The organism is Candidatus Liberibacter solanacearum CLso-ZC1, assembly GCF_000183665.1.
Classification (GTDB): domain Bacteria; phylum Pseudomonadota; class Alphaproteobacteria; order Rhizobiales; family Rhizobiaceae; genus Liberibacter; species Liberibacter solanacearum.
Map to the genome: position 1 here is coordinate 579,439 of NC_014774.1, position 18,289 is coordinate 597,727.

The window sequence follows — 18,289 nt, forward strand, 5'->3', positions numbered from 1 at the left end:
TAGATTTTATAATATGTGGAGTAGCTACAATGGGCATTTTAGGAACGATGAAAACTGCTATGTCTGGGATGGATGCGCAATCTAACCGAGTTTCTGCGGTGAGCGATAATATAGCAAACGTGAATACGATTGGGTATAAGCGTACTGCTGTTTCATTTTCATCTCTTGTTTTTCCGCCTGCAGCAGGTTGCCATACCTCTGGTGGAGTAGCGGTTTCTGAAAAGGATATGATATCTTCACAAGGATCTTTGATTCATACGGCATCTAATACCGATTTAGCTATTCAAGGTGAAGGTTTTTTCGTTGTCAAGGATAAAACGGGAACTCATTATCTAACAAGATCAGGTAATTTTCAAATTAATAACGAGGGTTTCCTGCAGAATACAGCAGGGTATGTGTTGCAAGGATATCCTATGAGAAATGCATTTTCTCCGTTAGTTCTCAATAGTTTTCAAGGTTTAGAAACAATTAATGTAAGAAATTTCGAGCCTCGTGCGGTACCAACTACTTTAGGGTCTATTCCTGCTAATCTTGATAAAGATGCAAAAGTAGTTGTAAGAAGCAAAACTCCAAAATCTAATGGGGGAGATGCTGAGTATACGCATAAAAGTTCTTTTTCAGCCTATGATACGCTAGGATCTCGTGTAATTTATGATTTATATTATACGAAAGTTGAAGACAAAAAATGGGAAGTGTCTATTTTTCGGCAAGATCAATCATCTAAAACTATCTTTCCGTATAATGTTACAAATCCTTTAGCAGTTATAGATGTGTCTTTTGATCCTGTTACAGGACACTTAGCAGAATCTTCTCCCAAGGAAATATCCTTTGATGATAATACTTCCGGTATTAGTCACCCGATAAAAATTGATATATCGAAGACAACTCAACTTGTAGGTGGTTTTATACCACAAAATGCTGTCATTAATGGTCAGGCACCAGGAAAACCAAGAGATTTTTCTGTTTCTAAAGATGGTAATATAGATGTTATTTATGATGATGGTACACGGGTTCCGGTTTATCGTTTAGCAATTGCTACAGTTCCCAGCGAGAATAGTTTAAAAATATGTGATGGGAATACCTATCTTCCAACACGTGATTCTGGTGATATCAGTATTGGTTATCCTGGAAATGATCAGCGTGGAGATGTTTTGTCTGGAGCGCTAGAAACCGCAAATGTTGATATTGCTAATGAACTGACAGAGCTTATAGAAGCACAACGTAATTATGCTGCTAATTCAAAAGTTTTTCAAACAGGCTCTGATTTTATGGATATTCTGATTAGTCTCAAAAGATAATTTTTATGAGGGAATTAAGAAAATGTCTCTTTCAGCTGTTTTTAATAAAGCGCAAAATATTTTTAGTAATGCTAGTGAACAGTTTTTCACTATTGTTAAAAACATAGAAAATTCGGGAAATAAAAATTATGTCCGTCAGGATATTATCACTGTAAATACTGGTGATATGACGGTTGCTGTCAAACAACGTTCTGAAAATCAGAATATGTTTGAAAAATTATTAGATGCAAAATCTTCTGCTATAGGGCAACAGAGGCTTCTAGAAAGTTTTGAGTCTTTGAAAGATATAATGGGCGCTGAGAATAAATATAATAATTCTCCTTCGCATTATATGGCTAAATTGCGAGATTCCTTGTCTGTATATTCTAATAATCCTTCTACAGATATATTTGGAAAACAGATTATTAGTGATGCAAACGCATTAGTTTATAATCTTAATACATCGTCGAAAGAGATTCAAAAAATCCGTGCAGGCGCTGATAAGGAAATTGATATAGAAGTATCTAAATTAAGAGGATTTTTATCTGAATTGACAGTTGTCAATGATCAAATAAAATTCAAGACTGTTGCGAAACACGATACTCATGAACTTTTAGATAAACGTGATGCGTTATTGCAAAACATTTCTGAAGAAATTGGTATTTCTACAATTATAAGAAATAATAATGATATAATTATTTATACTTCAGATGGGACTACGTTATTTGAAACTGTTCCGCGAAATATCAATTTTGAGAAGATGGATCTGTATAGCGCGACAAGTGAGAGCAAGTCTGTTGTCATTGATGGTGTAAAGGTTTCTATTCCTGATCAGACACATACTGCACCAAAGGGTAGAATAAAAGCACTGTTGCATATCCGTGATAATGTCATACCAATGTTTCAAAATCAACTTGATGAGATATCCAGAAGTCTTATAAGTGGCTTTTCTGAAAAAGATCCAGTTGCTGGTCGTTCTCAGGATGTTCTTGGTTTGTTTATTGCTGATGGTCTAAAAGATCCTGGCAATAAATTATATAAGGGGATGTCTGAAATTATTCGTGTTAATCCGCAATATCAATCTAATCCTTTTTTTTTGCGGGATGGTGGATCCGTTTCTAAGAATCATCTATGGAATGTTAAAGGTTTTGCAGAGTACTCAGGTCTTATCAATCATTACTGTGATTCATTCAATGCAATGTTTTCTTTTGATTCTGCAACAGGAATAGGTACTAACGTTAGCTTGTTGGAATACGCGAAAAATTCCATTGGATGGTTGGAAAAAAATAGATCAACTAGTCATGATTCGCGTATGAAAAATCAGGTTGTTTTCAATCATATATCTGAATCTTACTCAAATACTACAGGTGTTAATCTTCAAGATGAATTAAGTTTTCTCATCAAAGTAGAGCAATCTTATAATATTTCTAACAAGCTTATGATGTCCATTAATAGAATGTTAAATACATTATTAGAAGGGATTAAGTAAATCATGAAAATAACAGGTGTTTCAACATCTTCTATATTAGATAGGATGAATATTTTAACTAAGGATCTTAGTAATAATATGGAAAAATTACAACATGAATCTATTACTGGACAATGTTGGGATTATGGGCTGCAATTAGGATCAAAAGTAACAGATATCATAGAATTTGAGCAAGAAAAAAATCATGTTACAGAGAGGCTTAGGGGATCTGAGTTAGTAAAAACACGTTTGTCTATATTGCAAAAACATGTAGAAAAGATAGATGATGTTTATCAGAATGCACTGCAAAAGATGCCTCTTCTTCAAGGCAATGAGGACAAACATGCGATAGCGCAAGTTGTGAGTCTGCTGCAAGATTCATTTCAATCTACCATTGAATTTTTTAATACAACGGAGGGAGGGAAATACTTATTCTCCGGTATTAATACATCAGAAAAGCCCTTACAAGATTATTTTGCAAAAGATTCTTTAGCCAAACAATCTTTTGATCAAATGTTAAAAGATTTTCTTAAAGAAAACTCAAAAAATCTTCCGGTTGGACAGAATTTAGATGTTTCTTCTATGAATGGTCATCAAATGGCTGATTTTATTAATAAATTAGAAGAAAAATTTTCAAATGATGAATATTGGTCAAAGAATTGGTCAAATGCTTCTGATCAGAATATTAAGTATCACTCGAGTAATGCGGGGAATTTAGAAGTTTCTGTTAATGTTAATTCGGATGCGATACGAAATTTTATGCTTTTTTCAGTTATTGGAGTGGAATTTTTAAATAAAGATTTGACGACGGAATCTCGCAATGTTCTTAATAATAAGATGGCTTCTTTTATAGGACAAGGAGTGCAAGATCTCAATCATCAGAGCGCTTTTTTAGGTTTCTCTGAGAAAAGAATAGAGGAAGAAATTAAGTTTCTTCAAGACAAAATGAATATCATTGATACTTATATTTTAAAATCAGTTTCTGTTGATCAATATAAAGCAAGTGTCGGATTAACAGAATTAATCAATAAAATTGATATGTCCTATATGATTACGGCTAAGCTTCAGAAGTTAAGTCTTTTAAATTATCTTTGAAATTTTATTATATTTGAATAAGAAAAGAAAATTGTAAATGCGTCAGTATTATAACGAGATTGTGCAAGAATCTTCGGTAGAATCTAGAAAGCGTGAGTTTTGGATTCTAAATAAGTCTATTTCTTTATTGTCCAGTGCGCAGCAGTCTAAACCCAATAGTAGGGAAGTCGTTGAAGCATTGTATTATACGAATCGTGTATGGGTTGTTTTTATACAAGATTTGGTTTCTGAAAGTAATCAATTGACCGAAGAAGTAAAATTAAATCTTATTTCAATTGGTTTGTGGATTTTAGAAGAATGTGAGCGTATTCGGAGGAATGAATCTAATAATTATCAGGCTATAATTGATGTTACGTCTGTAGTGAGGGATGGATTAAAGTGAACAGTCCTTTGCGCATTTCTCTGAGAGCTGGAGAGCGAATATTTTTAAATGGCGCTATTGTGCGAGTCAATAGCAAGGTAATGCTTGAGCTTTTGAATGATATTACATTTATACTAGAACAGCATGTAATACGGGAAGAAGAAGCTATAACGCCATTGCGTCAGTTATATCTTATAGTGCAAATGGTATTTCTTGTTCCTGCGAAGAAAGATTCTTCAATTGATCTTTGCCGAAGATATATAGCTGTTCTTTTAAATTCTATGCGGAACGAACAGATGGTTTTAGCGCTGAAAAACATTGAATTCTTGGTAGCATCAGGTCGATTTTTTGAAGCTTTAAAGACAATTCGTACGCTTTATCTCATCGAGAGTATGGAACCTAGTGGTGATGCAATTTTCGCATCAATTTTTCAATGTATTCGCCAGGAGATTGAGTCATGGAAATTAATACAGAAGTGAATTCTACACAGAAAGAATCATTGCCATCAAAACCTAATACTATGATGGGTCATGATGCTTTTTTTAAACTGCTCATTGCTCAGATGAAACATCAAGATCCAACGGAGCCAATGAAGGCAAGTGAGCAAGTTGCTCAATTAGCTGTTTTTTCTCAAATGGAACAATCTGTACAAATGAATACTAACCTTAAAGAATTATTGAACAGTAATAATTTAGCACAGGCTTCTAGTTATATTGGAAAGAATATTGAAAACGTTGATGGTTCTATGAGCGGTATTGTAAAGGCTGTTCAAGTATCGTCAACAGGTTTAACAGCTATTACTGCTGAAAATCAGGAAATTCCAATTAAGACAGGGATTCGTGTGTCTAGTTGAAATTTATGATCTCAAGTAAAATGCGCTTTTATTGAATCTAAATGAGATTGATATGAATGAAGCAGATGTTTTGGAAATTGCGCGAGCTGCAATATGGACAATTTTATCAGCCAGCGCTCCTGTGCTATTAGCTGCAATGTTTTTTGGTGTTTTGGTAGCTTTCTTACAAGCTTTAACCCAAATACAAGAAGTAACGCTGACTTTTGTCCCTAAAATTATCGCTGTTTTTATTACTCTTATTATTTCAGCACCTTTTATTGGTGGTCAAATTTCTGCCTTTGTTACTTTAGTTCTTTCACGTATTCAATCTTCTTTTTAATAATAAATTAATTTTCACACAACTCTTATGCGCTAGAGATTGATTTATATAGCGGACATAGACTTATTTTAGGTTGATATTATAATATGAGGCAATCTTTGGTAAGAGGATCTGATTCCAACAATCGAAATCACGTACACGATTTTTCGTTATCTTTTTGTATTGTTCTTATTATATGCATTCTTTTCTTACCCATACCAACTTTTCTTCTTGATATAGGATTAGCTTTTTCCATTGCATTGTCAGTGTTGATCTTGATGGTAGCATTATGGATTGAAAAACCTTTGGAATTTTCTTCTTTTCCAACCATTCTTCTTATTGTTACCATTATTCGTTTGTCATTAAATATTGCTATTACACGCGCAATTCTTTCATTTGGGCATGAAGGATATGGAGCTGCAGGAGGAATCATTGCTGGATTTTCATCCTTAGTAATGTCTGGGGATTTTGTGATAGGTTTAGTTGTATTTCTTATTTTAATTACAATTAATTTTATCGTTATCACGAAAGGTGCGACGCGTATTGCAGAAGTTGGAGCTCGTTTTACTTTAGATTCTATTCCGGGGAAACAGATGGCAATTGATGCTGACTTGTCTTCTGGCCTTATTGATGAAGATGAAGCAAAAATTCGTCGCAAGGATCTGGAGAATGAAAGCTCTTTTTTCGGAGCAATGGACGGAGCATCAAAATTTGTACGTGGAGATGCCATAGCAAGTATTATCATTACAGCGATTAATATCTTAGGTGGTATTATTATTGGATGTTTCCGACACGATATGTCGATTCATCACGCTGCTGATGTTTTTGTGAGATTATCAGTCGGAGATGGACTTGTATCGCAGATTCCAGCACTCCTTGTATCTTTATCTGCGGCTCTTTTAGTATCGCGTACAACCTCAAAGGGTTCTACAAATACTGCTATTATTGAGCAATTATCAAACTATCCGCGTGCATTATTGATTTCAGCATTTTTTATGAGTATTTTATCCGCTATACCGACTTTACCCACTTTTCCCTTTTTGATTTTGGGTGGTTTTTTTGCTTTTAGTGGTTGGTATGTTCCTTACAAGATTGAACAGGAAAATATCGCAAAAACCAATCAAGCGAAAAAACATCTGGAACAAAACCAAGATACAACGGATTTGAATTTTAATGTGCCAGGAATTGAATTGGTTCTTGGTAGCTTGGTTTCCAGTCGTTTGCTTTCTTCAACGAAGGATCTTTTTTTTAGAGCATCTAAGATACGTAAAAAGTTTGCTAAAGAATACGGATTGATAGTACCAGAAATCAAGGTGACGACAGATATTTCTCTGCCAGAAAAAGGATACCATATTAAAATGTATGGTACAACGGTTGCCATAAGTGAACTTCGTATTGGAGAGGTTTTAGTTATTGTAGGATCGGGTCAAAGACCTACTTTTCCTGGAGATGAGGTTCAAGAACCTGCTTTTGGTATGCAGGCTATTTCTATAATGGAAAGTTTTGCAGATGATTTACGACGTCAAGGATTTCAGCCTATTGATAATCTCTCAGTTATTTTAACTCATTTAAATGAGGTTATTCGTAATAATTTACCTCAACTTCTTTCTTATAAAGATGTGAAGAATCTCATTAGTAAGCTTGATCCTGAATACAAAAAACTTGCAGATGAAATTTGTACTTCTCATACATCATATTCTGGTATACAGGCAATCTTGAAATCATTATTAGCAGAACGTGTATCTATTAGAAATTTACAATTAATACTAGAATCTATCGCTGAAGTAGCTCCACATGTCCGTAAGACGTCACAAATAGTAGAGCAAGTGCGTGTTCGAATGGCGCAACAGATTTGTGGTGATTTAGCAGATGCTGGTATCTTGAATATTCTCAAATTAGGAAATCATTGGGATATGATTTTTTATAAGGCTATACAAAGAGATTCTAAAGGAGAGTGTGTAGATTTTAATATTGAACCACGTGCTATTGAAGCATTTTTGGAGGATGCTACAAATGCAATTCGTGAGTATGTAAATCAAGGTATTCCGTTGATTATTATTACACTTCCAGAAATTCGCTCTTATGTGCGCATGATACTTGCAAGAACTTTTCCATCTTTAGCAGTTCTTTCGCATATGGAAATAGCTAAGGAATTGAAAATAAATATTTTAGGTTCAATTTCATGATTGCTTCTCCAGAAATTATTATCATGTCTCTATTTTTGATTTGTTGTCGTATTGGTAGTTGCATTATGTTTTTACCAGGTTTTTCAATGCCATATGTTCCGATGCAGGTACGGTTTTTTTTTTCTATGACATTTTCCATAGTATTGCTTCCGTTTCTTTGGGATACAATTGACCTTCAAATTTTTGCAGATAGAGCATATTATTTGAAATTAGTAATAGTGGAGTTGTTTTTAGGTTGTGTTCATGGTGTGCTAGTTCGTATATATACGTTTGGTTTGCAGTTTATGGGCAGTGTAATATCCACTGCAATTGGGTTAAATTTACAATCAAGTATGGGAATATCTGATTCCATTCCAGAAACGTCGTTTAGTTCTTTGATAGGGACAATAGGTTTGTTGGCATTATGGATTATAGATTTTCATCACCAGATTTTTTATGCGTTAGTGAAATCTTATGGCACAACTCCTATTGGAAAAGAACTGCACTTTGACAATATCTTTTCTTCTCTCATTAATATACTGCAAATGACATTTATCATTATGTTAAGATTATCTAGTCCATTTTTATTCTTTTATGTAGTATTTAATATTTCTATTGGATTTCTGAATAAAATAGTTCCGCAGATTCCTGTTTATTTTATCTCTACTCCTTATATGGTAGGATTAGGATTTTTGTTTTTATACTCATCGATTGAAATGATTATTTATCAGTTTATCCATTCTTTCAACGGAATTTTTTAGTAAAATCAAAGGGTTAATGATGAGATGTCGTGATTCAAAAACATTGCATAAGCTTCTTTCCGTGCAACATTGTCTTAAAAGAATTGCAGAAGTAAATCTTGCTTATACTATATCTCAACATAAGAAAATAAATATTTTAAGAGAAGAATTGATAGATTCAATGTATTCGATAGCATTGCAAAATCCTTCTCTAGCTTGCCACTATTCAAATTTCCATCATTCTTTAAGTGAAAATGAAAAAAAAATGGCGGATTTACAATCTATTCAAGAGAATAAACTCTTATCTGAAAAGGTTAAAATTGATAGGTTAACCGAGCTTAAAGATGAAATATATCTTTTAGAAGAGCGTCAATATGATGATGAAAATAACGAAGACAATGTAGATCAACGTGTGCTATTTGATGCAGTTTCCCGCAAGTTTATAACGTTATAATCACCTTGTACTAGAATTTATTTTTTAGAAAAAATGGCGGTTTATATGCAAGTCTCGTCTATTAACGGTAATACTAATTACTTTCACAATATGGACAGTAATCTTACCAAGATTGTTCCAAATAATTATTCTTCGGAATCTTTTTCATCCTTTCTTCAGACGAAGAATGTACAGAAAACATCTGACCAATCAAAATATATTCCAGAAGCAATGCAAAAATTACAAGGTGTTATGTTTCAATATTTTATTAAATCGATCTTGCCTGAAGAAACAATTAAGTCTTTAGGAGGGGGATTTTACGGAGATTTTTGGAAAGAAATTCTGGCAGAAAATATTAGTAATGTCATAGTAAAACAACAAAGAATAACGTTTAATTTATCGAATACTAGCAAATAAAATGTTGATTTAGTCCATTCTGATTTAAAAATATTTAAAATAGATCGTATGTAGAGCAATAATGAGAAAGTAACATCGTGTCTACGTTGAACGATTATCGCATTCAAACAGTCTTGAAAAGAGTAATAGAAGTTATAGATAATGAAAACAAGAATTTAAAAACTAATAAGCAATTTGATATTAGTGCTTCAAACGATAACAAGGGGCGTTGTTTACATGAATTGTCTGTGTTTCTGATTTCTTGCAAATATATATCATGTGATCATTCAGAACAGATACGTATCTTGCAGGAAAAATTAGCATTAAATTCTTCTCTCTTAGAATCATATTTAAATGCTGCTCGTGTGGTAGCTGATTTATTTAAAAAGAGATTGCAAGATATTGATACTGATGGAACTTATTCTAATGGATGTTCGGGATTTTTTGATACAAGTAAAACAGATAAGTAGCTTGTATAAGGAATGAGCATTGAATGATTTTTTCATCTTATTCAGACTATGCGCGTAGAATAATTGGTTTATTAAAAAGAAATAAAACAGGATATAAATGCCGATAGCATTTATCCCGATAGATATGCGAGATTTTTTGATATATGTTGAATTTTTTTTTTCTGGGATATGGATATCAATCATAACAATTGCATCTTTTTATATATTATTTTTACGTTCCGTAGATCCGCAGATAGAAAGCAGCAAGCCACTTACTACAGAGCAGTCCATCCATATGATTACAGGCGAATTAGTTGCAATTCCCAGTATTTCTAATGGTATTCTGCAAGCTTATTTTTTTGTAAAACTATCATTTATTGTGAATGATAGACAATCGAAATACTATTTAAAAGAAATTTCTACTGATTATCTTTATACATTGCTTTCTGGCCCTCCTATGGGTGATATCGTGCAAATAAAATCGTTTGGAATGGATAATTTTCGTAAAAAAATAAAGGAAGATCTTAATTTGAAATTAGGATCCCAATTTATATCAGATGTTTTGATAAATGAATTAAATTACTTATCTATTGCAGATATACGCCTCAATTGTTTTCATTTAAGTGACAAAGAATCTAATCTGATGGCTCAAAAGAAATCTCTATTGGATAAAGCTAAAGACAAATCACAATAATAAGGAATTTTAATTGTTGGACTTTGAAATTCAATTATTGTATTTATACACAGGATCATATTTTTAAAAAAATGGGACTATATTCTATATAAAGCTTTAAAAAAATAGAGTGAATTATCAACATACTTCTATGTAGTCATGCATGTTGTTGTGTGAGAGCATTTATTTTTTTATACCTTGGTTATGATCATTTTTTCAAGACGGGATATGTATTTTCTTATTTGGTAAAAGATTAGTAACATAAAGGAGAGTCTTTCGTGGGATCTTTGATAGATGGAAAAAGTATAGCTTCTGCACTAACTAAAAAAATAGCAGAATCTGTCACACTTTTACGACAAAAAACAGGTATTCAGGTAGGTCTTGCTGTTATTCTGGTTGGGAACGATCCTGCTAGCAGTTCTTATGTATCAGCTAAAAAGTCGATGGCTAAAAGTTGTGGCTTTCATTCAGTTCAATATAATTTTTCTATAGATATTTCTCAAGATGAGTTGAAAAAAACCATTTTAGAGTTAAATCAAGATGATGCTATTCATGGGATATTGCTCCAACTTCCACTTCCATCGACTTTAAGTGATCGATTTCTTATTCAATCTATTGCCCCAGAAAAAGATGTGGATGGTCTTCATATTGTCAATGCAGGCAAACTGATGATTGGTGATTTTACGACCGGTCTCATTTCTTGTACTCCAGCAGGAGCAATTTTATTGATTGAAAAATTCAAGGGATCTGATTTATCAGGTCAACATGCTGTAGTCATAGGGCGTTCTAATCTTTTTGGTAAGCCAATGGGACAATTATTGCTTGCTAGGAATGCGACAGTTACTATGGCGCATTCAAAGACTAAAAATTTGCCGGAGATTTGTCGAATGGCAGACATTCTTGTCGTTGCCGTAGGTCAACCTTATATGGTTAAGGCTGATTGGATCAAGACAGGATCTCTCATTATAGATGTGGGAATTAATAGGATAAATTGTTCTAAAGTAGGGAAAAGCATATTAGTAGGAGATGTTGCAGTTGAATGTCAATCCATTGCAGGGGCTATTACTCCCGTCCCAGGTGGCGTTGGGCCAATGACGATAGCGATGCTTATGGCGAATACAGTCATTGCCGCTTATCGATTTGCCGGTCTGGAAATACCACAATTTGACGCGCATTTATTAGAGAAAAAATCTGTATAAAACAAATCATTTATTGCGTATCAATTATTTGGAATTAAGGAGTCCAGTATATTGCGAGAGGAGAATTTGCGTGCCATAAGATAGCTCGTATCGGCATTTCTGTTGCATCATATCCTGAAATAGCTGTTTCCAAAGCATTTTTTTTCTGTATCCCTTCAATATGCAATGCTAAAAATTGTGCGTCATGTAATGCAGAAAAAGTCATGGTTATGCGTTGTTCATGGGTATATTGATCTTTAAGGGCTATTACAGATCTTGGGGTATGAGGATCAAGTGCTATAGAAAGTGTGTCTCCTTGAGGGAAAAAAGAGGCTGTATGTCCGTCTATCCCCATTCCCAAAACGACGGCATCAAATGGAAAATGGATGAATTGACTAATTTTTTCATTTGCTATTTTAACTGATTTTTGAATATTTTTTTGTGGATAGTAAAGAGCGACAAAGGATGATTTTTGAGCTTTATTAGTGAGAAAAAATTTTGATATAAAAGCTTGATTTGAACGTGGATCTTCAAGAGGGACAAAACGTTCATCGACTAGGGTTACTGTTATTTTATGCCAATCGATATTTATAATAGATAGTTCTTCCAAAAACATCTGAGGTGTTGAACCACCAGATAATGCAAGGCTTGCATATCCTCTTTTCCGTATACCCATTGATAATTGTATTGCAACTTTTTGTGCTAACTTTTGCGCTAGTTCTTTCTTACTTTCTGCAATATGAAATTCATATTTTGACATGTAAAAGATCCTTAAGGATTATTTTCATGCCATTTACGTCCGTCTTTTTGTAGTAATGTATGAGATTTAGTTGGTCCCCACGTACCTGCAGCATAACCATCAACTTTTTGCCCAACAGTTTGCCAACTTTGTAGAATAGAATCACTCCATTTCCAAGATTCTTCAACCTCATCATATCCCATAAAAAGTGTTTGATTAGCATTTATGACATCCGTAATTAGGCGTTCATATCCATCTGGATTACGCATTTTAATTTCTTCAGAGCAACATATTCCTAGAGCGTTTTTTTTGAGTTTTATGCCACTTGTACTATGATCTTTGGTGATGATAAATTGCTCAATCTTCCCATTATTCTGTAGATGCAAAATTAATTTATTCGCTCCGACATTGGATAATTGAGGAGCAAAAATAGGACAAGGTGCAGGCTTAAAAGAAATAACAATTTCTGAAACATGTTTGGCAAGACATTTTCCTGTTCGGAGATAAAAAGGAACGCCATACCATCGTAAGTTGTCAATACTTGCTTTTATGGCGACGAAAGTCTCGGTATCGGATACACCTAGTGGCACTTTTTCAAGATAGCCTTTTATAGGAATTCCATTAATAATCCCAGATTGATATTGTCCTCGTACCGTTAATTGTTGTACATCGTCTATAGAAATCATCTTAAGTGCTTTTAATACTTTTATTTTTTCGTTTTGAATAGCTGTTGATTCTATAGAAATAGGCATTTCCATGGCAACGAGACAAAGTAGTTGCAAAAGATGATTTTGGATCATATCACGTAATGCACCAGTTTTATTATAATAATCAACGCGATTTTCTATACCGATAGTCTCTGCGGTGGTAATTTGAATATTATCAATGTATTTATTATTCCAAAGGCATTCATAAAATGTATTGGCAAATCGGAATACCATTAGTCCCTGTACTGTTTCTTTGCCAAGATAATGATCAATGCGAAAAATTTGATGTTCTTTGAATATTTTACTGGTGATTGCATGAATTTTTTGCGCAGAAATGAGATCATTGCCAATAGGCTTTTCTATTACTATACGCGTATGTTCTGTGACGAGTTGATTTTCATATATTTTTAGGGAAATTTTTCCAAAAAAAATAGAGGATACGGCTAAATAAAAAACTCTAATTCGTTTTTGATTGCCTTCTAATTTTTCTTTGAGTTCTTTCCATCCATAATTGTGTTCTATATCTAAATTAATGTAGGATATAAGAGAAAGAAATCTTTTGACTTTTAATGAATTATATTCGTCATTTTTAAGATGTTTTTTAAGTTCTTTATTAACAAACGAACGATATTTATCAACCGTCATTTTGACTCTGCAAACGCCAATAATACGACTTGATACGTGACATTCTTCCTTATTTACGTAGTTGTTATATAGAGCAGGGAGGAGTTTGCGTTTTGCAAGGTCTCCTGTTCCCCCGAATATAACAAAATCAAAATTATAAATGTGAGTAGCGTGCTTTGGCATTTTATTATTACTTATAAGTTGTGCATAAACATCATTTTATAGAATGCTGTAATAAGAAGTTGATTGACGCATGTATACCTTGATGAACTAGTGCTGGTTAGAATAGATCATAATGATTATTATATCATATAATTTTCCAGTTTATGTCAAACGTTTAACAACAGAAATTCTCTTTCCCAAGGACTAATGACTTGCATAAATGTTTCAAATTCATTCCTTTTCAAAGTAGTATAGATATCAATGAATTGTGATCCAAAAATATCTTTAAAATGAGATGTATTTTCTAAAAGAGTTACAGCTTCTAATAGTCCACGAGGTAGGTTAATTGCTTTTTGATTGGCAGAATTTGTGGTAGGAGGTGTTGGTTCTATTTTTTGCAGAATACCCAATAATCCACATGCTAGTGATGCGGCAAGAGCTAGATAAGGATTCGTATCTGATGATGGAAGGCGATTTTCTATTCTTTTAGTCTTGGCATCAGAAAAAGGTATACGGAACGCTGTTGTTCTATTATCATATCCCCAAGCATTATTGACAGGACAACCCATATCAAGGACTAATCGACGATAAGAATTTCCATAAGGTGCAAGCATAACTAATGCATTCGGAATATATTTTTGTAGACCACCTATAAAATATCTAAAAAAATCTGTTTCTGATCCATCTTGATTGGAGAAGATATTTTTATTGCTTTTGATATCTAAGACAGATTGATGAATATGCATGGCAGATCCAGGATAATTTTGCATTGGTTTTGCCATAAAAGTAGCATAAATATCATGTTTGAAAGCCGCTTCACGGATGGTTCTTTTGAAGAGGAAAACCTGATCTGCAAGGTTCAAAGGATCGCCGTGGCGTATATTGATTTCGAATTGAGCAGGGCCTTCTTCATGGATCAGAGTATCTATTTCGAGCCCTTGTTTTTCAGAAAAATCCCAAATATCATCAATAATTTCATCAAACTCGTTGATTCCCATAATAGAATAGCTTTGTCCCCCTAGTATTGATCGTCCGGAACGGCCTTTTGGAGGATGCAATGGATAATCAGGGTCTTCATTTTTAGCAATAAGATAAAACTCAATTTCTGGTGCAATGATTGGTTTTAATCCATTTTGAACATAAAAATCTAAAACTCTTTTGAGAACGTTACGAGGTGTATAGGTCACTTCTTCACCGTTATAATCAACGACATCGCAGACTATTTGTGCGGTTGGATCTTCTTCCCAAGGAACAACGCTTAGAGTAGAAAGATCAGGAGACAATCTTAAATCTCCATCCGGTCCATAGCGAAATAAATTAGGAGAATGAAGTGATTCTCCAGAGATAGTATGGCGATAAATTGCCGAAGGAACGGCAAGGGGTATATTGGAGATGAATTTTGATGAGGACATCATCTTGCCACGAGGGATACCCGCTAGATCTGGTGTAATACATTCAACATCTTCAATACCACGGTCTTTAAGCCATTGTGCTGCTTGATCCCAGTTTTCTACGCCTCGTACATTTAACGGAGATTGATTATTTTTTTTCATCGTTAGGAACCACTTAAATTATAATGTAAAAACCCTATATGCTGTATTAGATTGTAGTAACCTATAGCATACATATTTTGTTTTAAGATGGTATTCTAACATCAACACTTAAAATAAATGGTTCTCATACAACGATAAGAATTGGTATCTTCTAATTTTTTCCAAGAATGAATATTAATCCCAGTCTAAACTTGTACCTTTTTGATATTCAGTGACACGTGTTTCGAAAAAATTCTTCTCTTTTTGCAGATCTATAACTTCGCTCATCCATGGAAAAGGATTTTCAGTTTTTTCAAAAACAGGATCTAATCCGATTTGTGTACAACGACGATTCGTTATAAAATACATGTATTTTTCGCATAAATTAGCGTTAATTCCAAGAAACGGTTTAGGCATGGTATCTTTCCCATAGGCTACTTCAAGTAGCGCTGCTTCTTGCAACATTTTCCTTACTTCTTGTTGGAAATCTTCTGTCCACAGGTGTGGATTTTCAATTTTTATTTGGTTAATCATATCAATGCCAAAGTTGAGATGAACCGATTCATCTCGCATGATATATTGGTATTGTTCGGCAATACCTACCATTTTATTATATCGTCCTAAAGATAATATTTGTGCAAATCCAGTGTAAAACCACATTCCCTCAAATACCACATAGAAAGCAATAAGATCACGAAGAAAATCTTGGTCACGATCATCAGTTCCAGTAGAAAACGATGTGGAGTTAAGATTTTTAGTATACCTTAAAGCCCAACTTGCTTTATTGGTGATAGAAGGGATTTCACGATACATATTGAATAATTCACCCTCATTAAGAGAAAGGCTCTCTACAATATATTGGAATGTATGCGTATGGACAGCTTCCTCAAAAGCTTGTCTCAAGAGATATTGTCGGCATTCGGGATTAGAAATATGTCGGTATATAGCCAAGACAATATTATTGGCCACTAGACTCTCGGATGTTGCGAAGAAGCCAAGATTACGTTTAATCATATGGCGCTCATCATTTGTCAATCCATTTTTTGATTGCCACAGAGCAATATCCGCTTGCATGGATACTTCCGTGGGCATCCAGTGATTATTACAACCAAATAAATATTTTTCCCAAGCCCATTTGTATTTTAAGGGCAGTAGTTGGTTTACATCGGAACGAGCATTAATCATTCTTTTTTCGTCCGCATGGATACGAGCTGATCCTTTTTGAATGGGACCTAACCCCACAGTATCTGCAATCTTATTTGAGGAAGGAGGGTGATTTATAGCATAAGGGTAAGATAAATTATTATTACTCATAGCACTCTTCAATTTTCAGTTATAGACTTCATATTTTACGTCCGAATCATAGGACAATGCATATTTATCTTATCTAAATTCGTAAACCATTGATAAAAAGCTTATTTTTATCGTATTCTTTCACACCAAAAACAAGGTGTGAGAATACTATAATTTTTTTTTATACTTTATCTACCAGATAAATATATAAATTTTTTTTTTGCAGTTTTTTATCGTATCAAATCCCTTAACCAAATCAATTAAAAGCTGCATGGTATTGACTCACGCAATCTATAAGTGTTAGGTGTAGTACACTATATCGTATCTGGAGAGGTAAAACATGGATACCAAGAAACTAGGTTTAGCATCTACAATGATTCGTTCAATTGCTTTAGGATTGTGTTCTTTGTTTTTATTTACAGGATATCCTGCTTTTGCGTATAAAACAGATGAATGTCACGGGTACAGTAAAAGCGGAGCTTGTAAAAACGTCTACGTCAAGGGCTATTGCAAACGCAATGGAACGTGTGTCTCAGGCTACTACAGGTCTTCTCCAAACAGATGGAGATAATCCGTTAGGGGACGGGTTTAACCCCCGTTTCTTCGGAACGATTTTATCGGTGTACCAGAAACCTAGGATACAAGCGATAATATCTTGTTCAAATGAGCTTAGGATCGAAAGGGGGCTTCTGTCAAAGATGCCCTCTTTCACACTCCACCAGACCAATAGCGGAAAATAATAATCCAAAAAAAGGTTGTGAGAGGACGGATTAAGGCGTTAAAGCCATCAATCCATTTGACACCACTACCATTCTTGACCTTTTGGGCTTTTATTCTTGCTAATCTGATTGACTGATCAACTTTAAGTTCTTCAATTGCGTATTTAATATCTGCAAGATCTAGCTGAGTAGAGCTGTTAATCCGTGGCAACTCAAGATTCATTTTATCATATTCTATCGATTGCTTCTGCATCAGATATTCTAATACACCATCAGCTATTTTCTCAAATACCGAGGGGGATAAACCGAAGAGCAAATCTAAATAGGCCACCTGCAAGAAACGACTCCATCATTGTTTAAGCCATCCTTTGAGATTATAGATTGCATAGATAATAGCGGAAAGAGAAGCGGTTATTGCACCGATCATTTTAATAAATGAAGCAAGACCTTTTGAAGTGTTGAGAATATTAAGAATTTCTTCTATATATTTTTGTTGCTTCTCATCCCTTGCCTGTTTCTTCTTATCCCTCGCCTCTAATGCTTTAAATTGCTTGTCGATATGATCAACTTTAGAGTCTAAGGCTTTAAACTCTTGCCTAGTAACGGTTTGATCTTGTCTTTTAGCCATTATGCTCGATGAAAGCCCCCCTATAAAAATGACCAGTTCCCGCATGGTCTCTAACAACTTTCCATTTCTTTAATCGTTCCTCAGGTGTGAGGGGAGGATTAATCCCATATCCATACACCCAGTTCAGTATCTGAATCCCGTTATAAATATCACCAACTTTCGTTATAAAGTTGGGGGGAAGTTCTCCGTATCGAGGGTCTTTCTCGGCTTTTATGTGTTCTTTGATTGTCGCGTTGCCTATTTTAACTTCCATCAGAGGTTAGTTTGCCATCAACAATCATCCCTATAAGAAAATTCCCATCACGAATAAACATCAGAGCTATATCTTTACCATCTTGTCCTTTAAAATATATACAAGGGGTTTTGTTCTGTTCGGTAACTTGTAATATTAAATTACCACTAGAGGTAACCCTGTCTTTTAAAGGCTCTAATTCTTTTATTCGGTTCTCAAGAGGCACTAGATCAATTTGCGATGACGGTCTAGAATCAAACAATCGAA

21 protein-coding genes and 1 pseudogene are annotated in these 18,289 nt (G+C 34.1%); 15 read left to right on the top strand and 7 right to left on the bottom strand.

Going from position 1 to position 18,289, the window contains the following annotated elements:
* The first annotated feature begins 29 nt into the window (after positions 1-29).
* From CKC_RS02620 to folD, 14 genes are all read left to right on the top strand, one after another.
* Positions 30-1,298 (top strand): flagellar hook protein FlgE, encoded by a 1,269-nt coding sequence (locus tag CKC_RS02620; RefSeq protein WP_013461941.1) that lies wholly within the window; start codon positions 30-32, stop codon positions 1,296-1,298.
* Between the two features lie 22 nt (positions 1,299-1,320).
* Positions 1,321-2,766 (top strand): flagellar hook-associated protein FlgK, encoded by a 1,446-nt coding sequence (gene flgK / locus CKC_RS02625; protein ID WP_013461942.1) that lies wholly within the window; start codon positions 1,321-1,323, stop codon positions 2,764-2,766.
* Positions 2,767-2,769: 3 nt separating this feature from the next.
* Positions 2,770-3,840 carry a flagellar hook-associated family protein gene (locus CKC_RS02630; protein ID WP_013461943.1) on the top strand — a complete coding sequence of 357 codons (1,071 nt, stop codon included), beginning with the start codon at positions 2,770-2,772 and terminating at the stop codon, positions 3,838-3,840.
* Between the two features lie 37 nt (positions 3,841-3,877).
* Positions 3,878-4,222 carry a flagellar biosynthesis regulator FlaF gene (gene flaF, locus CKC_RS02635; protein ID WP_013461944.1) on the top strand — a complete coding sequence of 115 codons (345 nt, stop codon included), beginning with the start codon at positions 3,878-3,880 and terminating at the stop codon, positions 4,220-4,222.
* The gene (locus CKC_RS02640) at positions 4,219-4,680 is read left to right on the top strand and encodes a flagellar biosynthesis repressor FlbT (protein ID WP_013461945.1); all 462 of its coding nucleotides are present in this window, start codon (positions 4,219-4,221) and stop codon (positions 4,678-4,680) included. Before flaF ends, CKC_RS02640 begins: the two co-directional genes overlap by 4 nt.
* Entirely contained in the window at positions 4,659-5,054 is a 396-nt protein-coding gene (gene flgD, locus CKC_RS02645) for a flagellar hook assembly protein FlgD (protein ID WP_044054087.1), read from the top strand. The genes CKC_RS02640 and flgD overlap by 22 nt, the downstream gene beginning before the upstream one ends.
* Before the next feature lie 52 nt (positions 5,055-5,106).
* A complete protein-coding gene (gene fliQ / locus CKC_RS02650) occupies positions 5,107-5,373 on the top strand; it encodes a flagellar biosynthesis protein FliQ (protein WP_013461947.1) in 267 nt (88 codons plus the stop codon).
* 86 nt (positions 5,374-5,459) lie between these two features.
* Positions 5,460-7,538 carry a flagellar biosynthesis protein FlhA gene (gene flhA, locus CKC_RS02655; protein WP_013461948.1) on the top strand — a complete coding sequence of 693 codons (2,079 nt, stop codon included), beginning with the start codon at positions 5,460-5,462 and terminating at the stop codon, positions 7,536-7,538.
* Positions 7,535-8,278: a flagellar biosynthetic protein FliR gene (locus CKC_RS02660; protein WP_013461949.1), complete on the top strand. Its 744-nt coding sequence runs from the start codon at positions 7,535-7,537 to the stop codon at positions 8,276-8,278. Before flhA ends, CKC_RS02660 begins: the two co-directional genes overlap by 4 nt.
* Positions 8,279-8,297: 19 nt before the next feature.
* Entirely contained in the window at positions 8,298-8,711 is a 414-nt protein-coding gene (locus CKC_RS02665; RefSeq protein ID WP_013461950.1) for a hypothetical protein, read from the top strand.
* A 45-nt stretch (positions 8,712-8,756) separates the two neighbouring features.
* Positions 8,757-9,107 (top strand): hypothetical protein, encoded by a 351-nt coding sequence (locus CKC_RS02670; RefSeq protein WP_044054089.1) that lies wholly within the window; start codon positions 8,757-8,759, stop codon positions 9,105-9,107.
* Positions 9,108-9,184: 77 nt separating this feature from the next.
* Complete coding sequence (locus tag CKC_RS02675; protein ID WP_013461952.1) at positions 9,185-9,556, top strand: hypothetical protein; 372 nt, start codon at positions 9,185-9,187, stop codon at positions 9,554-9,556.
* 97 nt (positions 9,557-9,653) lie between these two features.
* Positions 9,654-10,229: a hypothetical protein gene (locus CKC_RS02680; protein ID WP_013461953.1), complete on the top strand. Its 576-nt coding sequence runs from the start codon at positions 9,654-9,656 to the stop codon at positions 10,227-10,229.
* Between the two features lie 257 nt (positions 10,230-10,486).
* Positions 10,487-11,407: a bifunctional methylenetetrahydrofolate dehydrogenase/methenyltetrahydrofolate cyclohydrolase FolD gene (folD, locus tag CKC_RS02685; RefSeq protein WP_013461954.1), complete on the top strand. Its 921-nt coding sequence runs from the start codon at positions 10,487-10,489 to the stop codon at positions 11,405-11,407.
* A gap of 34 nt (positions 11,408-11,441) precedes the next feature.
* Here the strand turns inward: folD and pgl are convergent, their stop codons facing one another.
* The 4 genes from pgl to CKC_RS02705 all read right to left on the bottom strand — a co-directional run bounded on the left by pgl (position 11,442) and on the right by CKC_RS02705 (position 16,464).
* Positions 11,442-12,146, bottom strand: coding sequence for a 6-phosphogluconolactonase (gene pgl / locus CKC_RS02690; protein WP_013461955.1), 705 nt, complete (start codon positions 12,144-12,146; stop codon positions 11,442-11,444).
* Positions 12,147-12,157: 11 nt separating this feature from the next.
* Entirely contained in the window at positions 12,158-13,639 is a 1,482-nt protein-coding gene (zwf, locus tag CKC_RS02695; RefSeq protein ID WP_013461956.1) for a glucose-6-phosphate dehydrogenase, read from the bottom strand.
* A 146-nt stretch (positions 13,640-13,785) separates the two neighbouring features.
* A complete protein-coding gene (locus CKC_RS02700; RefSeq protein ID WP_013461957.1) occupies positions 13,786-15,171 on the bottom strand; it encodes a glutamine synthetase family protein in 1,386 nt (461 codons plus the stop codon).
* A 174-nt stretch (positions 15,172-15,345) separates the two neighbouring features.
* Positions 15,346-16,464, bottom strand: a complete 1,119-nt coding sequence (locus CKC_RS02705; protein WP_013461958.1) for a ribonucleotide-diphosphate reductase subunit beta — start codon at positions 16,462-16,464, stop codon at positions 15,346-15,348.
* Positions 16,465-16,783: 319 nt separating this feature from the next.
* On the opposite strand from CKC_RS02705, the gene CKC_RS06045 reads away from it, so the two are divergent.
* On the top strand, positions 16,784-17,014 hold the full coding sequence (locus CKC_RS06045; protein ID WP_143827765.1) for a hypothetical protein: 231 nt from the start codon (positions 16,784-16,786) through the stop codon (positions 17,012-17,014).
* Positions 17,015-17,038: 24 nt separating this feature from the next.
* Here CKC_RS06045 and CKC_RS02710 read toward each other — a convergent pair.
* The 3 genes and pseudogenes from CKC_RS02710 to CKC_RS02725 form a co-directional block, all read right to left on the bottom strand.
* A pseudogene (locus tag CKC_RS02710) lies at positions 17,039-17,515 on the bottom strand (hypothetical protein); the annotation flags it as partial.
* Complete coding sequence (locus tag CKC_RS02715) at positions 17,512-17,835, bottom strand: hypothetical protein (RefSeq protein WP_244391988.1); 324 nt, start codon at positions 17,833-17,835, stop codon at positions 17,512-17,514. The pseudogene CKC_RS02710 and the gene CKC_RS02715, both read right to left, overlap by 4 nt.
* Positions 17,836-18,032: 197 nt before the next feature.
* Positions 18,033-18,284, bottom strand: a complete 252-nt coding sequence (locus CKC_RS02725; protein WP_013461963.1) for a hypothetical protein — start codon at positions 18,282-18,284, stop codon at positions 18,033-18,035.
* Positions 18,285-18,289: the final 5 nt, after the last annotated feature.

Coding starts and splice junctions, on each gene's coding strand:
- CKC_RS02670 (WP_044054089.1), top strand. CDS start 8,757: ATGCAAGTCTCGTCTATTAACGGTAATACTAATTACTTTCACAATATG.
- CKC_RS02620 (WP_013461941.1), top strand. CDS start 30: ATGGGCATTTTAGGAACGATGAAAACTGCTATGTCTGGGATGGATGCG.
- CKC_RS02660 (WP_013461949.1), top strand. CDS start 7,535: ATGATTGCTTCTCCAGAAATTATTATCATGTCTCTATTTTTGATTTGT.
- CKC_RS02715 (WP_244391988.1), bottom strand. CDS start 17,835: ATGCGGGAACTGGTCATTTTTATAGGGGGGCTTTCATCGAGCATAATG.
- CKC_RS02630 (WP_013461943.1), top strand. CDS start 2,770: ATGAAAATAACAGGTGTTTCAACATCTTCTATATTAGATAGGATGAAT.
- fliQ (WP_013461947.1), top strand. CDS start 5,107: ATGAATGAAGCAGATGTTTTGGAAATTGCGCGAGCTGCAATATGGACA.
- zwf (WP_013461956.1), bottom strand. CDS start 13,639: ATGCCAAAGCACGCTACTCACATTTATAATTTTGATTTTGTTATATTC.
- flhA (WP_013461948.1), top strand. CDS start 5,460: ATGAGGCAATCTTTGGTAAGAGGATCTGATTCCAACAATCGAAATCAC.
- flgK (WP_013461942.1), top strand. CDS start 1,321: ATGTCTCTTTCAGCTGTTTTTAATAAAGCGCAAAATATTTTTAGTAAT.
- CKC_RS02680 (WP_013461953.1), top strand. CDS start 9,654: ATGCCGATAGCATTTATCCCGATAGATATGCGAGATTTTTTGATATAT.
- flgD (WP_044054087.1), top strand. CDS start 4,659: ATGGAAATTAATACAGAAGTGAATTCTACACAGAAAGAATCATTGCCA.
- CKC_RS06045 (WP_143827765.1), top strand. CDS start 16,784: ATGGATACCAAGAAACTAGGTTTAGCATCTACAATGATTCGTTCAATT.
- pgl (WP_013461955.1), bottom strand. CDS start 12,146: ATGTCAAAATATGAATTTCATATTGCAGAAAGTAAGAAAGAACTAGCG.
- flaF (WP_013461944.1), top strand. CDS start 3,878: ATGCGTCAGTATTATAACGAGATTGTGCAAGAATCTTCGGTAGAATCT.
- CKC_RS02700 (WP_013461957.1), bottom strand. CDS start 15,171: ATGAAAAAAAATAATCAATCTCCGTTAAATGTACGAGGCGTAGAAAAC.
- CKC_RS02705 (WP_013461958.1), bottom strand. CDS start 16,464: ATGAGTAATAATAATTTATCTTACCCTTATGCTATAAATCACCCTCCT.
- CKC_RS02665 (WP_013461950.1), top strand. CDS start 8,298: ATGAGATGTCGTGATTCAAAAACATTGCATAAGCTTCTTTCCGTGCAA.